Raw genomic sequence first — 19,664 nt, 5'->3', positions numbered from 1 at the left:
TTAGCGCAGCAACACTTCGATGGTGCCGTCAGCGCTGACTGTGACGTCCGCCTGACCGCTCTCCACGGACGGAGCTGACATTTCCTGGTCTGCTGCCATCGCCATGGTCCGGGCACGGTACAAGCCCGGGGGCTGCGACATCTGCGAATTCAGGTTCAGATGCACCACCTTGTAACCGCTGCCACCCAGGCCACGGGTCGCCAGATCAGCGCGTGCCTTGAATGCCTCGATGGCTTCCTGCATCAATTCGTCTTCGGTAGCGCGGCGGGTTACCGGTGACAGACTGAACTGCATGCTGCCAAGGTTCAGGTTTTCCATCAGTTTGCCGGTCAGATCAGTGAGTACCGCGAAGTCGCTGCCCTCCAGCACAATTTCACCGCGCTCGCGCCAGGCAACGATGTTTTCACGTTCCTTGTCGTATACCGGCTGGCTGCTGCGGTTGCCACTGGAGACCTTGACGCCTCGCGTCTGTTTGGCGATATCCAGGCCGCGGTTCAGGCGTGTGGTGATGTTTTCGGCAAGCATCGACGGATCCTTGTCCTGCTCTTCGGCGAAAAAGGTCACACGCAGGGTATCGTGGCTGACTGACTGCTGCACTTCAGCGCGCAGGGCAACCTGGTTGTAACGTTGTTCGTATTGGTCGGCCAGGGCAGGTGCCGAGGCGCAGGCAAGCCCAAGCAGGACGGCAGCGAAAAGTGGGTGGGACATGGTGTTCTCCTTGAAAGTGCGGTGCTGACATTGCTCAACCAAGCGGGTTCGCTAAGCGAGCGAAAAGGGTATCCTGCCGATGTTAAAGCTATATGGAAGCCAGCGCCTATCAAACTTTGCCCGGGCATCGGGGAAAGACCACCAGCTGAGCCCAACACTGGAGCACTAGACACCATGCAGCGGTTTTTCGTGAGTCCCAATACGCTTGCGCTGTCTCCGACTCGCCAGAACCTCTGGCGTCTGATTCTGATTCGATTGCTGGTCTGGGTTGCGCAGTCCCTGTCTGTCCTGGGCGCCTATCTGAGCGGCTGGTTTCCTCTGCCCTGGCTGCCGCTGTTGATGACGCTGGGTATATCGGCGCTGGTCTCTGTGCTTACGGTATTGCGGCTGAGTCGCGGCTGGCCGGTGACCGAGCCGGAGTATGGCCTGCAGCTGCTGTTCGATATGCTGGTGCACAGTGTGCTGCTGTACTATTCAGGCGGCCCCACCAACCCCTTCGTTTCCTATTATCTGGTTCCTCTGACTATCGCCGCCGCGACCTTGCCCTGGTTCTATACCGTGGTGCTGGCCTGCGTGGCGATTACCGCCTATAGCGTGCTGCTTGTCTGGTACAAACCGCTGGATGCGTTCGAGCTGCCGGTCGTCAGCTATATGATCAATCTGCATGTGATAGGGATGTGGCTCAACTTCGCCATGAGCGCAGCGTTGATCAGTTTCTTTGTGGTGCGCATGGCAGCCGCGCTGCGTCAGCACGCTGACCGCCTGGCTGAGCGCCGCGAACAGGGGCTTAGGGATGCACAGCTGCTGGGTATCGCCAGTGTGGCAGCCGGGGCGGCACATGAGCTTTCGACCCCGTTGTCGACCATGAGCGTGCTGCTCAAGGACATGCGCGCCGACTACGCCGCTGATCCGCAAATGCAGGAGGACCTGACATTGCTGCAGCAGCAGGTCGCCCAGTGCAAGGAAAGCCTGCAGCACATGGTGCGTACTGCGGAGGACGATCGGCTCAAGCCGCGCCGACGGGAGCGTGCGGATGCCTGGTTGAATACGGTGCTTGCACGCTGGCATCTGATGCGCCCCGAGGCAAGCTGGCAATGGAAGCCATTGCCGGGGGGCGAGGTACCCTGGATTCAGACCGGTCCGGAACTCGGCCAGGCCCTGCTCAATTTGCTGAACAATGCTGCTGATGCCTGTCCTGACAATATTCAGGTCGAACTGATCTGGGACGCAGACTGGCTTCGGTTGCGCATACGCGATTACGGGCCCGGGGTGCCGCTGCACATAGCGGAACAGTTGGGTACGGCCTTTCTGACAACCAAGGGCAAGAAAGGCTTCGGGCTGGGTCTGTTTCTGAGTCAGGCCGCGGTTGAGCGCCTTGGCGGCAGCGTTAGGCTTTATAATCAGGACGGAGGCGGCACCCTCACCGAGGTGACTCTGCCAACCGCAACGGAGGTGGACCTATGACTGACGAGACTACCGAAGAGCAGCCACTGCTGTTGCTCGTTGATGACGACCCGACTTTTACCCGGGTGCTCGCCCGGGCGCTGGAACGCAGGGGATTGCGCGTTGAGACAGCAGGCGGGGCAGAGGAAGCCATGCAGCTGGCGAAAAAGGAACGCCCCGATTTCGCTGTTCTGGATCTCAAAATGGAAGGCGAGTCGGGTCTGGTGTTGATGCCGCGTCTGCTCGAGCTATACCCCGATCTGAAGGTGGTGATACTCACCGGATATTCAAGCATCGCTACCGCAGTGGAAGCAATCAAGCGTGGGGCCTGCAACTATCTGTGCAAGCCAGCCGATGCTGATGACGTCCTGACCGCCTTGCTGTCTGATCAGGCCGACCCGGATACTCTGGTGCCTGACCATCCAATGTCCGTCGATCGCTTGCAGTGGGAGCACATCCAGCGCGTGCTGGCGGAACACGAGGGCAATATTTCCGCTACCGCTCGAGCCCTTGGCATGCACCGGCGGACCTTGCAGCGCAAGTTGCAAAAACGCCCGGTACGTCGCTGACGCCCGGGCGCTTGTTGGTCGGTTGCTGCCGTTGCAGCAACCGCTGAGCTCTTCTTAACTGTTCTGACGAATCCCGCAGATGATCCACGGCTGGTTCTCACCGGCCGCTCGTTCCAGACGCCAGCTCTCATCGAACCAGGTGCCCTGATCTTCAGGCGTGTCGCGGTCCAGACCGGTAAAGCCGACCGTAGCGATCGCGCGTCCGTCGATTTCATCAATACCTTCAAGGCGAACCTGCAGCTGCTCGACAAAACCGTTCTGCGTTGGCGGATTATCGTTGCGGGTAGCCAGCAGTTCCTGAAGTAACGGCGCATCAACGTATTCAGCCATGCCTTCTACATCATTGTCGCGCCAGTGGCGCTGCAAGGTGAAGAAGTGTTCCTCGGCGCCGCGCAGGAAGCGTTCGCTGTCAAACCAGGCAGGAGTGTGTACCGGTGCTGTGCTTGATGCTACCGAAGCAGGCGCCGTCGGTGCGGGGCGCAGCGGTTCAACCGGAGACTCCCGGAAGTGGCCGCCACCGGCCGGTTGCGGCTGTGGTTGACTGGCCTGGCGCCGCGCAAACAGCTTGAACAACATGAAGGCGATCAGACCGACAATAAGGATGTCCAGCAGCTGAATGCCCTGGAAACCGTCACCGAAGAACATCGAGGCGAGCAAGCCGCCCGCGGCGATACCGGCCAGCGGACCCAGCCAGCGACTGGCGCCGGACGCAGCGCCGGGCTGCTGTTGGTTACGCGGCGCGGCCTTTTGTTCCTGTGACTGTTGCTGCTGGCGCTGAGCCGGTTGGCTCTTGTGCGCCGGGGCTGAACCAAAGGCTTTGCCACCGCCAAACCGGCGAGCTTCGGCATCCGGAACGGTCAATCCGACCATGAGGAAGACAGTAAAGAAAGGTATCAACCAGCGCATGTGTGTTACTCCCATTTGATCAGCGGAAATAGTGCCAAACACTATTGGTCACTGACCAGCTTTAATGTGTATCGTTGTGTCAATCTCACATGATACGGGAGCCTCTGGAACGCGTTGTAAGTGACTGGGCAAAATGCAGCCTGCTGCTCCGGTAAAGCCGTCACGCGCAGTCTTTTTGCCGGGAAGAATCTGTCAGGGGCAGTCGCTATCCAGGGCTTCAGGCGAGGGCAGCATGTTTACAAGAATGCATTCGGAAAACGTTCAGGCACTGCATCTATTTGCTGATCAGGCGAGCGGCCTCGAGGCCGTTATCGCCATTCACAGCACACGACTGGGGCCGGCGCTGGGTGGCTGTCGGTACCAGCCCTATGCCGCTATCGATTCCGCCGTGGCGGATGCAGTTCGTCTGGCTCGCGGTATGAGCTACAAAGCTGCCCTGGCCGGGCTGGAGCAGGGCGGGGGCAAGGCGGTGATCATTCGCAAGCCGCACGTGGACAATCGTGCCGCGCTCTTCGAGGCCTTTGGGCGCTGCATCGAATCCCTGCGGGGCGGTTACATCACAGCGGTGGATAGCGGCACCAGCAACGAGGATATGGACTGTATTGCGCGTGAAACCCGCTTCGTAACCAGCACTACCCAGGCCGGTGACCCTGCGCCCCATACTGCGCTTGGCGTGCTCGCTGGTATCCGGTCAGCCGCGCGGGAACGTTTGGGTCAGTCTTCTCTGAACGGTGTGCGAGTCATGGTGCAGGGGCTGGGCAATGTCGGTTATGCCCTCGCGCAATTGCTGGTTGCTGAAGGGGTGGAAGTGCTCGCCGCCGATATCGACCCGGGCAAGGTACGTTTGGCCGTTGATGAGCTGGGCGTATTCCCGGTCGCCCTGGATGCCGTGTATGAATCACCCTGCGATGTTTTCTCACCCTGTGGCCTGGGCGGTGTTCTCAACGCTGACGCCATAGGGCAGCTGCGCTGCGCCGCCGTGGCAGGTTCGGCCAATAACCAGCTGGTCGATGCCGATGCTGCAGACCTGCTGGATGCTCGCGGCATACTCTATGCGCCGGATTACGTTATCAACGCTGGTGGGTTGCTGTACGTAGCGCTGACCTACAAGGGCGAGCCGGCAAGCAATATAGCCGGACGCATCGACAACATCGGCAGCCGGCTGGATAGCATTTTCGGGCAGAGCGTGGCCGAAGGGCGATCCCCGGCGACCATTGCTGACCGCCAGGCGGAAGAAATCCTTTATTCCTAGTGCGGCGTGCTCGGGAGGGGCACGTTGGTCGCAGTCAAAGTGCAATGCTGCCGGTGCGAAATACGAACCGGCTTGCAGCGGGACACCAGCGGGCCCCGTTCTAGCCCTTGTTCAGTCTGAAACGCTTACGCAGCTGCGCGTCGAGTATCGATGTTGGCAGCCAGCGCTTCAGGCTCACCATCTTTCGACTGTTGGCACCGATCAGTGCTTCTTCGGGGCGTAGCGGATTCTTGATGTAGTCCATCAGCTCAACAGCAAAGTCACGGGCCGGTGTGGAGTCGCCTTTCTGCGAAGCCATGGCGCGAGCCTGAACGCCTTTTTCCCAGGGTTTGAACCAGGAATTGTCATCGATAGTGATAGCGGCAGTCGCGTTGTTGCCGAAGTCCGATGCAATGGAACCCGGTTTGACTGTCAGCACCTGTATACCGAAGGGTGTCAGCTCAAGACGCAGTGCGTCGGACAGGGCATGCAGCGCAGCCTTCGAGGCGCAGTACACGCCGGAGAAAGGCGTGGTGGTGACGCCGGAAACACTGCCGATATTCACAATCAGACCTTCGCTTGCCCGGAGCAGGTCGGCCGTAGCGCGGACCAGTTGAAGCGGCGCAAACACATTGGTGTCGAATTGCTTGAGAAGCGTCTCGCGGTCAGCGTCCAGCACCGGCCCCATGGCACCGTAACCGGCGTTATTGACCAGAACATCCAGCCGGCCGGCTTCTTTATGCAGGCGTTCGGCACAGGCAGCGAGCTGTTCGGCATTGTTGACATCCAGCTCTACCGCGACCGCGCCCCGTTCGACCAGCGCGGACAGGCTGTCCGGTTTGCGCGCGGTGGCCCAGACCTGGTAGCCCTCGTCGAGCATTACCTGCGCCAGAGCCTGGCCAATGCCGGATGAGCAACCGGTGATCAATGCTACGGGTTTGTTCATGCTGCGATCCTGATTGTTGTTTGTTATTGAAATTCGGCGTGGACGTTGTCCGTGCGATAGTCCAGGTCAGGCGCCCGATAACCGGTACGTAGACGCGGCACTCGGTAACAGCCTGTCCAGTCACCGTCGGCCGGAATTAACTGCTCAACGCGGTAAGTAGCGGCGGTGGTGCTGGTATCTACCAGATTGGTGTTGTATCCAGGCTGTGCGGCCTGCAGCCGCCAGCTGAGACGGGTGATGGTGCGCGCGCTGTTGTTGCTGATATCGACGCGCAGGGGTTTACCGAATTCGCAGGCGTCTGGCGAATACGTCACGCTGATATCCAGTTGGTCCACCCGACGACTATCCAGCCATTGCATGGTCGCAACGATCGCACCGAGCAGCAGCGCCAGGGCAACGATCACCAGGCTCGCGGGGACCATGGGCCGCGGAAAGCGTACCAGCAGGATCAACCAGGCCAGTAGCAGGACAATGCCCAATGCCATGTACAGCTCCTTGTGTTGGATGGTTGGTCAGTCGTGCAAATGACTCTAACAGACCTGGGGCTCTGTGGATGACCAGCCGAATAATTCACAACTGTTATCGAGGCAGGCCTGAGCCAGATCTTCGGTTGCTTCGCCGCGCAGTTTGGCTAGCTGGCGACAGATTTCCGGTAGGAACTCTGGGCTGTTGCGCTGGTATGCCTGGAAGCTGGGAGCCATGTCCGGCGCATCCGTTTCCAGCACCAGACTCGATATCGGTAGCTCAGCAAGGGTTCGACGCAGGCGTTTGGCTTGGGGCCAGGTCGCTGCGCCACCGAGACCGAGCTTGAATCCCAGTTTGATATATTCTCTGGCTTCTTCGCGACTCCCCGCAAAGGCATGCACGATGCCTGTTCGTTTCAGACGAAAGCGTTTGAGCGTGGCAATCATCGGTGCGTGAGCGCGGCGGACATGCAGTAGGGCAGGCAGATCAAAGTCACTGGCGAGCTGCAGCTGCGCCTCGAGCAGTATCTGCTGCCGCTCACGGTCCAGATCAGGAAGGAAATAATCGAGACCGATTTCGCCTACCGCGCAGCACTGCGGGTGACCAACAAGGGCAGCGAGGCGCTGCTGAAGCGCATCGATATCCTCGTCACGATGTTCCTCGAGAAAGATCGGGTGCAGGCCGAAGGCGCCATACAGTGCACGATCCGACAGCACCAGTTGCCAGAGTCGATCCCAGTTTGATCGGGTAATACCCATGATCAGAATGCGCTCGACTCCGACGGACTTCGCATTCCGTATAACTTTCTCGCGATCCGCGTCAAAATCCGGACAGTCAATGTGAGTGTGGGTATCGATATAACGCATAATTGACATATTCAGAGAGTAGGTTGCTAAATAGCATGGCACATTTCGCCAAGGGTTATGACCTGGCGGGCCAGCTGCTCGCTTTCGGTGCGGCATCAGGCTGATGCCACGTTTCAGTGCGCTGTGCGAATAAAACGGTTAATCAGCTAACCCACAAACCTAGATAATTCAAATGCATAGAGCGATGGTTCGCTTTTTGCTTGGGCGGTTATGTCCCGATTGGGTAGTCCCGCCCAGAGTGTGGTCCATGGAATGGACGCTGCCGCATGTTTGATTTATCGGACCGGAATTCTCGCTAGGCAACAGTGGCCAGGAGACGGTTTTCTGTCAGTAGCAGATCGCAAACGGAGTGTGATAGGCATGATCTTCAAAGCAAATCGGGTACGTTCAAGGGACGGCATCTTGCTGGCGTTAATCTGTCTGATGACGATAGCCTACGGCATGCAAGCGCGTCATGAGCTACCTGCACGGGGAAACGTAACGACTTCCTCGAACTTGCGCTTGTGCTATGAAAGACCCCAGTTGGCTCACAATGATGCGCAGCAGGTCTCAACGTCCGGGCATTCCGATTCGGTCCGTCGATGCGGCGAGTTGGCCCGGTTCCAAGCCTTTGACAGCAAAACGCCGGCTGTCGCCGTGACCCAGGCGCAACGCATCCCCGAGAGTGATTGCCTGGCAGGTCGTCGGTCGAACAGGGGTAGCGTGCGCCAATCAGCCTTTACGCGTGCGAGTTGTGAGAACGCGCTGAGCGGCGCGCTAACGCAGCAGGCAGAACGGTACTGGTTTTGATAAAGGTTTGGTTGAAGCGATAGAGCGACCCGTTTTGCCGGGCCGCTCGATAACATCAGATCAATGGGTTTCCCGCGTTGCGCGGAAACGTATATCTGGCCACCGCTCTTCGGTCAGGTTCAGGTTGACGCGGGTGGGCGCCAGATAAGTAAGATGCCCGCCGCCGTCGATGGCCAGATTCTCCATGGCCTTGTTCCGAAATTCCTCGAGTTTCTTCTTGTCGTCTGATTCGATCCAGCGCGCTGACCAGACGTTGATCGGCTCGTAGATGCATTCCACCTTGTATTCTTCCTTGAGACGGCTGGCGACCACGTCGAACTGCAGAATCCCCACAGCGCCCAGGATGATGTCGTTGCTGCGCTCGGGGAAGAACACCTGCGTTGCACCTTCCTCGGCCAGCTCCTGCAGGCCCTGGCGCAACTGTTTGGACTTGAGCGGGTCCTTCAGGCGAACGCGGCGGAACAGCTCTGGCGCGAAGTGCGGAATGCCGGTGAAACCGATCTTCTCGCCCTGGGTAAAGGTGTCGCCGATCTGAATGGTGCCATGATTGTGCAGCCCGATGATGTCTCCTGCCCAGGCTTCGTCCAGATGTTCGCGCTCTGAGGCGAAGAAGGTCAGCGCATCGGCCATGCGCATATCCTTGCCGGTACGCACGTGGTGCATTTTCATGCCCTTGTCGTAGCGCCCGGAGCAGATACGCATGAAGGCAATACGGTCGCGGTGTTTGGGATCCATGTTTGCCTGGATCTTGAATACGAAGCCGGTGAATGTCTCTTCGGCCGGTTCCACGGTCCGTTCGTGAGCGGGGCGGGGTAAGGGTGCCGGTGCCCAGCGGACGATGGCATCAAGCACTTGCTCTACGCCGAAGTTACCCAGAGCGGTGCCGAAGAAAACCGGGGTCATCTCGCCGCGCAGGAAAGCTTCATGATCGAATTCGTGACAAGCGCCTTGGACCAGCTCCAGCTCGTCGACAAAATCGTCATACAGATCACCAAGGTGTGAACGGGCCTCATCCGAGTCGAGCTTGTGGATGATGCGCGCCTCGGTGCGCTCATGGCCGTGGCCAGGCTCGTAAACAATGATGTGATCCTGAGCCAGGTTGTACACACCCTTGAATTCCCGATAGCAACCGATCGGCCAGGTGATGGGCGCAGCCTTGATGTTCAGTACCGATTCGATTTCATCCAGTAGCTCGATGGGGTCGCGGATATCACGGTCCATCTTGTTGATGAAGCTGACGATGGGTGTATCCCGAAGGCGGCAGACATCCATCAGTGCAATAGTGCGCGGCTCAACGCCTTTACCGCCGTCCAGCACCATTAATGCCGAATCCACAGCCGTAAGTGTGCGATAGGTGTCTTCGGAGAAGTCTTCGTGACCGGGGGTATCCAGTAGATTGACCATGCAATCGCGGTAGGGGAACTGCATCACCGACGTCGTAACAGAAATGCCCCGCTGTTTCTCCATCGCCATCCAGTCGGACGTGGCGTGACGATCAGATTTGCGCGCCTTGACCGTACCCGCCACGCTAATCGCCTGGCCCATCAGCAGCAGTCGTTCGGTAATGGTGGTTTTACCCGCATCCGGGTGCGAAATGATCGCAAAGGTGCGGCGTTTACCGACCTCGCGCTGTGTAGCGGTGTTTGTCATCTGTTAAATCTTCTGGTGTGCGGGCGATAGGGCCAACCAAGTGGAAATCTGAAAATGGGGTTGGGTACGCGCAGGGGATAACCTGGCCGGCATTTTCGTTGATTTCGCGTCATGACTCAATGCATGGCTGCACCCGGCCCGATACGTACCGAAAAGATCCGCTGATTTTGCAGGAACGCGGGCCTCGGCGTGACGGCAGCCGCAGGACGCCTGGGGTTTCGGTTATAAGAACTAAAAGGACTGGCCTGGCGGCCAGGTCGCCGTAGCGGTTCGGCGCTCCGATCACGTTGCCCACAATGGATTGCGGTGGCGTGCTAAGCGTCGATTTCGTTGGCGGCAGGCGGCGCCAGTACTAGCTGATCGAGCATTACATGCCGGCCGAAGTGAAACCCCTGGGCATAGTCCACGCCGATAGAGGACACCGCTTCCAGTATTGCGGCATCGGCTACGTATTCGGCGATGACCTTTTTGCCAAGGAAGTGGCCCATCTCGGTGATCGAGCGCACGAGCGCAAAATCGACCGGGTCGTCGGCGATATTGATGACAAAGGAGCCGTCGATCTTGATGAAATCTACAGGCAGGCGTTTCAGGTACGAGAATGACGATTGTCCCACGCCAAAGTCATCCAGGGAGAACCGGCAACCAATACCGCGCATTTCGGTGATGAAGTCCGAAGCGTCTTCCAGGTTGGCTATGGCGGTGGTTTCGGTGATCTCGAAGATCAACTTGTCCCGCGGGACGGGATAACGGATCAAGGCGTCAAACAGGAAGTCAGTGAAGGTCTCGTCATTCAGCGAGTGGCCGGAGAGGTTGATCGAGAAACCGCCTATGTACTCCAGCCCAGGGAGGTGCTCGGTCATCCAGCCAAATACGGCTTCTATTACCCAGCGATCAACTGCTGCCATTCGGTTGAATTCCTCGGCAGCAGTGATGAATTCGCCCGGTGGTAGATGATTGCCTGCATCATCAACAACGGTCAGCAGGATCTCGTAGTGCGGTAACACGGAACTGTGAATCGGGCTTATCGCCTGACAGCGGATTTTCAACGAGTTTTCATCAAGGGCGCGGTTGATTCGGGTGACCCAGTTCATCACCTCGTCGCGCTCCTCAAGTCGAGCGTCGCCTGGATGGACCACTTGGATCTTCCGGCGGCCGGCCTTTTTGCTCATCTCGGCGGCGACCTCAACGGTTCTCAGCAATTCCATAACCCGGTCGTTGGTATGGTCGAAACCGAGCAACGCCATCGCAGTATTGATCACAAAGCTATGACCGCCTTCCTCGAAACGGGTGCCTTCGATTTCGGCCTTGATCGCTGAAGCCAGCTGAAAGCCTTCGACCTCCGCATCGAGTGGCACCACAACGCCGAATTCCGCCGCGCCGATTCGGCCGACGATGGCGTCGTCCCCAGCCAGATTCTCCAGGCTCCGGGCAAGTTCTTGCAGCAGACGGTCACCCGCTTCGTAGCCGCAGGTGTTGTTGACCAGCTTGAACTGGAGAATGTCGATAAAGATAAGGGTGTGGCGTTGCCGGCGTTCCTTGGCATTGGCCACACTCTGCGCGATACATTGAGAAAATTCCCGGCGGGTACACAGGCCGGTAAGCTGGTCGTGAGACGCCTCAAACGCCAGTTTCTCGTAAATCTTCTGGACCAGCGTATCCAGACCCTGCTCAACGGCAGGCAGCGCGGCATGCTCTAGCGCAGTAAGTGAGCGATGCCGTAGCTTGTGAGCCATCTCCTGCAGCGATAGCTCAGAGACTTTCTTGCCCTGTTGGCTGGCCAGGATGAACTGGCTGAAATCATCTGCCACCCAGGCAAGCTGGTACAGTACAGGAGATTGCGGCGGTGCCAGACATTCCAGCCACTGCCCCTTGCGCAGCCCCTTGGCGCGCTTTATCCAGCGCTGGGCAGTCGCATCGTTGTCGCTCGGCTCCTCGACAGGTTCGATTGTGCTGCGATACACCGCGGAGGGGAATTCATTGCCGTTCAGTAAGCTCTCGATATTGTCGAGCAACTGCTCGTGTCGGCCTTCGGCATCGTGAACTTTGGCCAGACCCTTGCCGATCAGCCTGAGCAGCGCATCGATGCGGATCAGATTGCCGGACGCTTCCTGGGAATCAGGAAGCGTCCGGGCGACCAGCTGATCGACAATCGCCAGCGTCAGGTCCCAGGAACGGCTGTCATCGCCCTGTCTGAACAGGCACAGCATCATCAGGCCTTTCCAGCCATGTTCGAGTAGCTCAAACACCGGAGCGGGGACCGGACGGGACCCGAATCGACGCACAAGCTCGCGATCAATCAACTGTTGGGCTTTGCGAATTCGTTGCTGACCATCAGCCGCTTCCGCAAGACGGCGCAGGTTACGTTCGACGAGTCGCTTTTCCTTGGCGACGAGCTGGTCAAGGATAAGCAGCGAGCGGGTGAAGCCTTCATCATCACTGCTTTCGAGAATCGTGGTGATCGCGTTGATTACCGCCGCCTTGTTGTACGCGGCGTGTGTGCTGCTCTGATCTGACAACAGGGCTATATGGTTGACCGCCTGGCGCGCCGGATGGAAGTCGGCGGTGAACAGGCTCTGATCCTTGAGCATCACCCGCAGGACGGGTACTTCCAGTTTGCGTACCTCATCGCGCAGATCATCCGCGACCTGGTCACTCTGCACGATGTTGTCGAACAGGTTTTCGATCATGTCTGCGGAGTCTTCTTCAAACTCCGACAGTTGCACCCCCGGGTCGCTGGCCTCGAGCAGTTGCTTGAGTGCGCCAGGTTTAGACAGATCGGCGTGCTGTGCGAGCAGCTGTTGCTGCATCTGCTGCAGAGCTGAAAGCGTTGCGCGACTCGGGAGGGGGGGCTCGGATGGCTCCTCGGGCAGCGTCAGACGCCCGGCTGTGCCGCTGTTCAGGCGCTTGTGGGCGGACCACAGGCGCGTGGCGGTATTGAAAGCGCTCGGTGTCGCTTTTGCGCTGCCAGGTGTTGTGTTCGCGGATTCGGCCTGCGCGGGCGTCTGCGCTTTTTCAGTGGACGGGGCCGGGGACGTGATATCTGCCGGGGCCGGTGGGGGTTGCTGATGCCTGCTCGCATCGTTGGCCTTGCGCTCGCGTATGGCCTGTTCAGTCAGATACTGCTCAACATCGATATCAGGAAGTACCCCAGCCTCGATGAACAGCTGGTTCAGACCGCGGTAGAGCGGGGCCAGATTACTCAGCAGCACATCGTAAAGTACCTTGAAGGCAACAACCTGAACCTTGCCGGTGAGACGCCAATCGCGTGTGACTTCGGCAAAGCCGTAACACAGCGCACTGGGCGAATAGGGATTATAGCAATGCGACCCGTCAGGTGAGCCGAATGCAGCGTCCAGCCGCAGCTGCAGCTCCAGCAATTGTTCCCGCAGGATAATTTCGGCCTTGGAGATGGCCTTGCGAATGACCAGCCAATCCTCGAATTCGTTCTTCTCGACCAGCGACAACCCGGCGCGCTCATTGCGTGGTTTTCGAGCTTGCCATGCCTCAATGAACCGGCCGTCAGCCGCTTCGGCTGCGTCTGCGCTGATCTTTGCCGACAGGTCGGGCACAAGATGCATCTGCTGCGTGCGGATGATGCCAAGCGTATCGAAGAAAGGTTGCTGAGCCGTCTGGCTGCGTTGTCGGTCGGCTTCGGTAATCAGCGCGTCTTTGAGAGCGCCGGTGAATTCGGGAAAAGAGCGGTTGAAAAAGGCAGTGACGTGATGGTTGGTCTTTTTGATCAGCTGCGCCTTGCTGAGCGGATCAAGCGCCTGCTGCCTCGGCGCGATGATATTCATGACCGGCGCGGATTGCTCAACGGCAAACAGCCTTGCTGCGCGCTGAATATTGAGGACGAAGCGCGGGTCCGGCTGTACCAGCTGCAAGCCGATGCCCTGGCGGCTGACGTGGGCCACGCTCACGTCCACAGTAATGTTCTTGCCGTCCAGCTGATAGACGACCGTGGCGCGCTTGTTGACCTTCAAGGATTCACGCAGGCGGCCCAGTTGACCGGCGCCAGTCAGTATCACCAACATGCCACCCTGGCTGAAATCGCTGATCACACAATCAAATTCGCCCTGGTCGCTGAGCACAAGCGTGCCAGCAATCGAAGCTGATTGACGGGTGAATTTACGTTTTTCCGCCGTCACGATTTCCCCGGTTGGCTGTCCTGTTCCTGCACGATCCATTCTAGTGCATAGAGATCGGGTGCATAGGTACGATAATTCAGCGGTCCGGCCAAAGCCAGCCGTATGCAGTTTTCCTGTGAATAAGGCCTCGGCGCTTTACGCTAGGCTATCGGCGGATCATACGCTAACTGCCTCGGGCGCTAAATGATCGTAACCGGAACCGCTCCGCCAATAGCCTATTGCTCGGGGCGCTTGTTCAACGAAAGCGGCATGACGTGGCGCGACCGCCGGTTCGCTCGCTGGGGAATGCAGGGCGAATACCATGGTCTACCCTGAATAGCGATCCAATGGCCGGGGATAGCGCGTTTGCCCGGCTCTGGCCGGAGCGAGACGATCCGCAGGGAGATTTTCGGGACGGGTATTGACCCCGTGTTCGCAAGGTTCTATGGTTCGCCGCGAACGTTGAGGCTGGCACGATCCATACGGCTCAAGTACTGACGACGAGACAGCAAGACCGCGGTTTGCGGGCTTATTGCTTTCGGCGCACGCCTTGGGAAGTAGGCGAACCAAAGTGGGGATACTGATCAGACGTTCGCACCCCCGGGTTGTGTGTTGGCTACGCGTTCAGAGCCGCTTCCGTCGGAAGGCGCCGCTCTCGTTTTACCGAGAGTCAGGCCGTCTGTCTGCCCTGCATCTGATCATCCATGTCCTCACCCGCCCCGAAACTGAATTCGTAGCTTTGGAGCCATGCCATGTCCATCAAACTTGAAGACTACTTCGACAAAGAAACCTTTGACCGCATAAAGCAACGTGCCGACCAGCACGAAACGCCGTTCCTGGTTGTTGACCTGAAAACCATCGATCGCGCCTATGACGAACTGGTCGAGGGCTTTCCTTTCGGCAAGATCTACTACGCGGTCAAGGCCAACCCGTCGAACGAAGTGCTGGATCTGCTGAAGAATAAGGGTTCCAACTTCGATATCGCCTCCATCTACGAGCTGGAGAAGGTGATGGCGCTGGGCGTCAAGCCGGAGCAGATCAGCTTTGGCAACACCATCAAGAAGTCCCGGCATATCCGCGCTTTCTATGAAAAGGGCGTACGCCTCTATGCCACCGACTCCGAAGCTGACCTGCGCAACATCGCCAAGGCTGCGCCGGGCTCCAAGGTCTATGTTCGCATTCTGACAGAGGGCTCGACCACCGCCGACTGGCCGCTTTCACGCAAGTTTGGCTGTCAGACCGACATGGCCATGGACCTGCTGGTGCTGGCCCGCGAGCTGGGTTTGGAGCCCTATGGTATTTCCTTCCATGTAGGCTCTCAGCAGCGCGATATTGGTGCCTGGGATGCTGCCATTGGCAAGGTGAAGGTGATCTTCGAACGTCTGAAGGAAGAGGACGGCATCGTTCTGAAGATGATCAACATGGGGGGTGGATTCCCGGCCAATTACATCACCAAGACCAATACGCTTCAGGTCTACGCCGAAGAAATCACCCGGTTCCTGCACGAGGACTTCGGCGACGAACTGCCCGAAATCATTCTCGAGCCGGGCCGCTCGTTGATTGCCAATGCGGGTATTCTGGTCAGCGAAGTGGTGCTGGTGTCGCGCAAGTCGCACACCGCGCTGGAACGCTGGGTGTACACCGATGTGGGCAAGTTCTCCGGCTTGATCGAAACCATGGACGAGTCAATCAAGTTCCCGATCTGGACGGATAAGAAGGGCGAACTGGAAGAGGCGGTGATTGCCGGCCCAACCTGCGACAGTGCGGACATCATGTACGAGAACTACAAGTACGGCCTGCCGCTGAACCTCGCCATTGGCGACCGCATGTACTGGCTGTCTACCGGTGCTTACACCACCAGCTATAGCGCCATCGAGTTCAACGGCTTCCCGCCGCTGGAAGCGTTTTACGTTTGAAAGCAGCGACAAGCGGCGAGCTTAAAGCTGCAAGCTGACCGAGTTGACTTGAACAAAAAAGCCCGCACTGACGCAGTGCGGGCTTTTTTCATAATCGCTTGCCGCTTAAAGCTTCCAGCTGCCGTCAGGCGAACTTCTGAATATTCGCCATCAGCTCCCGTAGCGCTTCGATGTTGTCCTTCGGATGAACCGCATTCTCGAAGCTGCACAGCTGCTCGAAATTGGCTGCGACATCTTCCGGGCTGTAACCCTCGTCCGGATTGAAGCCGATACCCAGTGAACGCTCCCAACGCACCTTGCCCATCCAGCCGCCGCCGACTTCGAACAGGCTTCCGGTTTCCTTGCACGCTTCCGAGCACAGATAGGCCACCAACGGGCTGACCAGTTCAGGCTTGAGTTTCTCGAACGCGCCGGGCGGGAACAGGCCTTCGGTCATGCGCGTGCCGCCAGTCGGAGCGATGGCGTTAACAAAGATGTTGTTCTTGCGGCCTTCGATAGCCAGTGTGCGGGTCAGGCCGTACAGGCCCAGCTTGGCCATGCCGTAGTTGGCCTGACCGAAGTTGCCGTAGATGCCGGACGTGGACGCAGTGAAAATGATCCGCCCGAAGTTGCTGTCCTTCATATATGGCCAGGCCGCGTGGGTGACCTTGTACGCACCCTCGACGTGAACCCTGTAGACCAGATCCCAGTCGGCGTCGGTCATCTTGGCAAAGCTCTTGTCGCGCAGGATGCCAGCGTTATTCACCACCACGTCGACACGACCGAAATTATCCATCGCACACTGCACGATCTTGTCGCCATCGATTACGTTGTCCGGATTCGCTACCGCAGTGCCGCCCGCTGCCTTGATCTCTTCAACTACCTTCAACGCCGCTTCGCTGTTGGCGCCTTCGCCCTGGGTACTGCCACCCAGATCATTGACCACCACTTTGGCGCCATGCCTGGCAAACAGCAGCGCGTGGGCACGACCAATACCGCCGCCTGCGCCAGTTACGATGACGACCTTGTCGTCAAAACGGATATCGCTCATGAAAATGCTCCTATCTAAACGGGCGTTGGAAAAAGGATTGCCAGTGTTAAACACTTGTTTCAATTCGCCAAGGGGCAGGGGGAACGTGAATAGCCAGGCATAAGCCGCCAAATATGGTCGGCCATGGGCATTGTGCCGGATGTCCCGCCTAGCCGCTGCAATACGCGAATCTATCGGAAGCGCATCACAAAACGCAGGTTGCGCGAAAACTTACATCTGAAAACCAATCCAATACTACTGCCGCCTATGCCGCGCACCAGAGCGGCCGCGCCTGTCTGCGTCTATAAGCTAACGGTCCGAGACAATAAGAATGAAACGACTATTACTGTCAGTACTTGCTGGTTGCCTGCTGGTGTTCGCGGGCCTCGCCGCATGGGTCCATGCGGGGCCGCCTTCCGAAGTGTCCGTCATGTACCTTGGTGTTGAGCGCAGGCTGGCCGAGCTTGAGGCAAGCACAGTCGATATTCCCGACTACCGGGTGGCCTACCTTGAAGGCGGCACGGGAGCGCCTTTGCTACTGATACACGGTATGGGCGCCAACAAGGACGAATGGAACAGGGTTGCTGCCCACCTGACGCCGGAACATCGAGTCATCGCCATAGACCTGCCGGGGTTTGGTGACAGTGACAAGCCTGCCAATGGCCGGTATTCCACCCCTGATCAGGTACGCTACCTCAACGACTTCATCGAGGGCCTGGGGCTGGAAAAGGTCCATCTGGGCGGTAGCTCCATGGGCGGTCGCATTGCTGCTGCCTATGCGGCGCAGTACCCCGACAGGGTTGAAAGCCTATGGTTGCTGACGCCGTCGGGCGTGGCGAGTGCCCAGCCCAGCGAAGTGATAAAGCGCCTGCAGCGCGGCGAGCAGTTGCCACTGGTGGTAAGCAGTCGCGAAGAGCTGGACGAATCACTCAAGCTGACCACAGAACAATCGCCTTACTATCCCGATCCGGTTAAAGATTCCTTTGCGCAAAGCGCCGCCGAAAACTACGAGCTTCACAGCCGGATCATGGCAGAACTCAATCAGGAGGCGGCAACGCAGCCGCTCGAACGCATCGTCGATGAATTGTCAGTTCCCACCCGCATCGTATGGGGCGAGAAGGACAAGCTATTCCATCCTTCATCCGCCGAAGTACTGCGCGAGCTTATCGAAAACAGTTCTGTATTTCTTATCCCCGACACAGGCCACCTGCCGATGATGGAAGCGCCGGCCGAAGTGGCTGACGATTACCGGCAGTTTCGGGCTTCGCTTGGGGAACGTTCTTAGCGAGCGACGTAAAGAAAGGTGCTGGTGCACAGGGGCTTGGGCAGGAAGACATCAGGCCAGGTGAGAGCGATATTCAATTTTCGTGATAGCGACCTGGGCGCGGAACAGTCCAGCGCTTTTCTGAGCGTAGCCGAAACCGCTTGAGCTGCCGCTGCATACGTTACGCCGGTATCACCCTGGGAATGCACCACCATAATGGGTGACTGATCAAAGCCTACGCGTGCCGCACAATGTCCGCCGAATGACCCTCCCTGCACAGCAGGCAGGTGTGATTACCCCATCGCGCTGTAGTTGGCTTCTGCCATGCGCTTCCCTGCCAGAACAAGAGGAAGCCCCATGCACTCCCTGTCTTTGCTCTCCCGTCGCCTGCTTGGTTGCAGTCTGATTATCTGCCTGCCCCACGCCTATGCCTTCAACCCGGCTCCCGATCCGGGGCCTGGTCCTGCCCCTGACCCTGATCCGGCACCGGAGGTCCAGGCCTGCCTGAGCGCGCCCATAGGCTTCGCTGCGCAAGGCGGCGGTACCACCGGCGGTGCCGGTGGCTCGGTTGTTACCGTTCGCAATGGGCGTGAACTGTCCAGCGCGCTTGATGAGCACGCAGCGGCCTGGCAAAAAAACAGGAATCACCGCACTGTGATCCGCATCGATGGCACCATCAATGCGGGTAACTCATCCGTGACGCGGTTCGATATCAAGGACACCGCCAACCTGTCGCTGATTGGCACGGGTCGCGGGGTCCTGGACGGTCGCGGTATTCTTATTCGCGGGTCCAGCAATATCATCGTCCGCAACCTGACCATCCGCTATGTGCGCGACGGCAGCGGCGATGGTATCGATATCGACGGTACCCGGCCGGTACGTAATGTCTGGATCGATCACAACACATTCCATAACCGGCTGGATGTGGACAAGGATTATTACGACGGGCTGGTAGATGGCAAGCTGGATGTCAGCAATATTACCCTCAGCTACAACGTATTCCGCGACAGCCATAAAACATCGCTGTGGGGCCACACCGACAATGACAATGGCAACACCGACCGCCGCGTTACGTTTGCCTTCAACCAGTTCAGCAATACTGCCTCGCGCACACCTCTGTTGCGTTTTGGCCAGACCCATATCTATAACAACTATTTCAATAAGGTTAGCGATTCAGGTATCAACACGCGCATGGGCAACCGGGTGCGTATCGAGAACAACGTGTTCGAGAACAGCAAGAACCCGATTGTCTCCTGCTTCAGTAGAGAGCTCGGTTTTTGGGATGCACGCGATAATCAGCTGAATAATGTTTCGTGGTACAACTCCTCGGATTGCGCTGTGGCCGGCTCCGGCAATACGGCAACGATCAGCTATAACCCGCCGTACAACACTACGTTGCTCCCCTCCTCAGAAGTGAAGGCGCATGTGCAATCCAATGCCGGGGCGGGGCGTTGCGCGCTGTGAACCCGACTTCAACTCAAGTCGCCGGGTCTGCTTGTGCAAATTGTTGACGTCCAGCTTTGGTAGGCGCGACGTGGCGCTGCAGTTGTCGTCAACGGCCAGCAGCGCCAGGCGAATCTGCTCCCGTTGGCCGGCCTCGACGCTGATGCGCAGTGGTTGGACATCTGCGGCGCCGGACGTTGCCGGCGCTGCAGAGCCACCCGTGCTGGTGCTACTCAGAAACTTTCATCCGCGCCCGGTTTGTGCAGGGATTTCTAACAAGCCGCAGCGCACCAATGCTGAAGCTCCCTGACAAATGGTTGAGTGAAATCAAT

14 protein-coding genes are annotated in these 19,664 nt (G+C 58.3%); 6 read left to right on the top strand and 8 right to left on the bottom strand.

The genetic code is table 11. The features are described from left to right. Nucleotides 1–708: an SIMPL domain-containing protein gene (locus tag HG264_RS10125; protein WP_169407539.1), complete on the bottom strand. Its 708-nt coding sequence runs from the start codon at nucleotides 706–708 to the stop codon at nucleotides 1–3. A 189-nt stretch (nucleotides 709–897) separates the two neighbouring features. On the opposite strand from HG264_RS10125, the gene HG264_RS10120 reads away from it, so the two are divergent. Further along, nucleotides 898–2,172, top strand: a complete 1,275-nt coding sequence (locus HG264_RS10120) for an ATP-binding protein (RefSeq protein ID WP_372240235.1) — start codon at nucleotides 898–900, stop codon at nucleotides 2,170–2,172. Continuing rightward, nucleotides 2,169–2,720, top strand: coding sequence for a response regulator transcription factor (locus tag HG264_RS10115; RefSeq protein WP_169407537.1), 552 nt, complete (start codon nucleotides 2,169–2,171; stop codon nucleotides 2,718–2,720). The genes HG264_RS10120 and HG264_RS10115 overlap by 4 nt, the downstream gene beginning before the upstream one ends. A gap of 54 nt (nucleotides 2,721–2,774) precedes the next feature. Here HG264_RS10115 and HG264_RS10110 read toward each other — a convergent pair whose 3' ends face one another. After that, nucleotides 2,775–3,626: a Tim44 domain-containing protein gene (locus HG264_RS10110; protein ID WP_169407536.1), complete on the bottom strand. Its 852-nt coding sequence runs from the start codon at nucleotides 3,624–3,626 to the stop codon at nucleotides 2,775–2,777. A gap of 232 nt (nucleotides 3,627–3,858) precedes the next feature. On the opposite strand from HG264_RS10110, the gene HG264_RS10105 reads away from it, so the two are divergent. Further along, a complete protein-coding gene (locus HG264_RS10105; RefSeq protein WP_169407535.1) occupies nucleotides 3,859–4,878 on the top strand; it encodes a Glu/Leu/Phe/Val dehydrogenase in 1,020 nt (339 codons plus the stop codon). A gap of 100 nt (nucleotides 4,879–4,978) precedes the next feature. Here HG264_RS10105 and HG264_RS10100 read toward each other — a convergent pair whose 3' ends face one another. The 5 genes from HG264_RS10100 to HG264_RS10080 form a co-directional block, all read right to left on the bottom strand. Next, on the bottom strand, nucleotides 4,979–5,803 hold the full coding sequence (locus HG264_RS10100; RefSeq protein WP_169407534.1) for an SDR family oxidoreductase: 825 nt from the start codon (nucleotides 5,801–5,803) through the stop codon (nucleotides 4,979–4,981). A 23-nt stretch (nucleotides 5,804–5,826) separates the two neighbouring features. Then, a complete protein-coding gene (locus HG264_RS10095; RefSeq protein WP_169407533.1) occupies nucleotides 5,827–6,288 on the bottom strand; it encodes a multidrug transporter in 462 nt (153 codons plus the stop codon). Nucleotides 6,289–6,333: 45 nt separating this feature from the next. After that, nucleotides 6,334–7,134, bottom strand: coding sequence for a TatD family hydrolase (locus tag HG264_RS10090; protein ID WP_169407532.1), 801 nt, complete (start codon nucleotides 7,132–7,134; stop codon nucleotides 6,334–6,336). Between the two features lie 849 nt (nucleotides 7,135–7,983). Then, on the bottom strand, nucleotides 7,984–9,573 hold the full coding sequence (locus HG264_RS10085; RefSeq protein ID WP_169407531.1) for a peptide chain release factor 3: 1,590 nt from the start codon (nucleotides 9,571–9,573) through the stop codon (nucleotides 7,984–7,986). A gap of 314 nt (nucleotides 9,574–9,887) precedes the next feature. Beyond that, nucleotides 9,888–13,721, bottom strand: a complete 3,834-nt coding sequence (locus HG264_RS10080; RefSeq protein ID WP_169407530.1) for a DUF1631 family protein — start codon at nucleotides 13,719–13,721, stop codon at nucleotides 9,888–9,890. A 731-nt stretch (nucleotides 13,722–14,452) separates the two neighbouring features. Between HG264_RS10080 and HG264_RS10075 the strand changes: the two genes are divergently transcribed. Beyond that, nucleotides 14,453–15,616: a type III PLP-dependent enzyme gene (locus tag HG264_RS10075; protein WP_169407529.1), complete on the top strand. Its 1,164-nt coding sequence runs from the start codon at nucleotides 14,453–14,455 to the stop codon at nucleotides 15,614–15,616. 124 nt (nucleotides 15,617–15,740) lie between these two features. Here the strand turns inward: HG264_RS10075 and HG264_RS10070 are convergent, their stop codons facing one another. After that, on the bottom strand, nucleotides 15,741–16,646 hold the full coding sequence (locus HG264_RS10070; protein ID WP_169407528.1) for an SDR family oxidoreductase: 906 nt from the start codon (nucleotides 16,644–16,646) through the stop codon (nucleotides 15,741–15,743). Nucleotides 16,647–16,956: 310 nt separating this feature from the next. On the opposite strand from HG264_RS10070, the gene HG264_RS10065 reads away from it, so the two are divergent. Together HG264_RS10065 and HG264_RS10060 are read left to right on the top strand one after the other, a co-directional pair. Further along, complete coding sequence (locus HG264_RS10065; protein WP_169407527.1) at nucleotides 16,957–17,910, top strand: alpha/beta fold hydrolase; 954 nt, start codon at nucleotides 16,957–16,959, stop codon at nucleotides 17,908–17,910. A gap of 336 nt (nucleotides 17,911–18,246) precedes the next feature. Next, complete coding sequence (locus HG264_RS10060; RefSeq protein WP_169407526.1) at nucleotides 18,247–19,353, top strand: polysaccharide lyase family 1 protein; 1,107 nt, start codon at nucleotides 18,247–18,249, stop codon at nucleotides 19,351–19,353. Nucleotides 19,354–19,664 lie beyond the last annotated feature (311 nt).

The organism is Pseudomonas sp. gcc21 (assembly GCF_012844345.1).
Classification (GTDB): Bacteria; Pseudomonadota; Gammaproteobacteria; order Pseudomonadales; family Pseudomonadaceae; genus Halopseudomonas.
Note: the sequence above shows the minus strand (reverse complement) of the source record. Positions and strands in the feature narration are given on the sequence as shown.

Coding starts and splice junctions, on each gene's coding strand:
- HG264_RS10125 (WP_169407539.1), bottom strand. CDS start 708: ATGTCCCACCCACTTTTCGCTGCCGTCCTGCTTGGGCTTGCCTGCGCC.
- HG264_RS10115 (WP_169407537.1), top strand. CDS start 2,169: ATGACTGACGAGACTACCGAAGAGCAGCCACTGCTGTTGCTCGTTGAT.
- HG264_RS10110 (WP_169407536.1), bottom strand. CDS start 3,626: ATGCGCTGGTTGATACCTTTCTTTACTGTCTTCCTCATGGTCGGATTG.
- HG264_RS10105 (WP_169407535.1), top strand. CDS start 3,859: ATGTTTACAAGAATGCATTCGGAAAACGTTCAGGCACTGCATCTATTT.
- HG264_RS10100 (WP_169407534.1), bottom strand. CDS start 5,803: ATGAACAAACCCGTAGCATTGATCACCGGTTGCTCATCCGGCATTGGC.
- HG264_RS10095 (WP_169407533.1), bottom strand. CDS start 6,288: ATGGCATTGGGCATTGTCCTGCTACTGGCCTGGTTGATCCTGCTGGTA.
- HG264_RS10090 (WP_169407532.1), bottom strand. CDS start 7,134: ATGCGTTATATCGATACCCACACTCACATTGACTGTCCGGATTTTGAC.
- HG264_RS10085 (WP_169407531.1), bottom strand. CDS start 9,573: ATGACAAACACCGCTACACAGCGCGAGGTCGGTAAACGCCGCACCTTT.
- HG264_RS10075 (WP_169407529.1), top strand. CDS start 14,453: ATGTCCATCAAACTTGAAGACTACTTCGACAAAGAAACCTTTGACCGC.
- HG264_RS10070 (WP_169407528.1), bottom strand. CDS start 16,646: ATGAGCGATATCCGTTTTGACGACAAGGTCGTCATCGTAACTGGCGCA.
- HG264_RS10065 (WP_169407527.1), top strand. CDS start 16,957: ATGAAACGACTATTACTGTCAGTACTTGCTGGTTGCCTGCTGGTGTTC.
- HG264_RS10060 (WP_169407526.1), top strand. CDS start 18,247: ATGCACTCCCTGTCTTTGCTCTCCCGTCGCCTGCTTGGTTGCAGTCTG.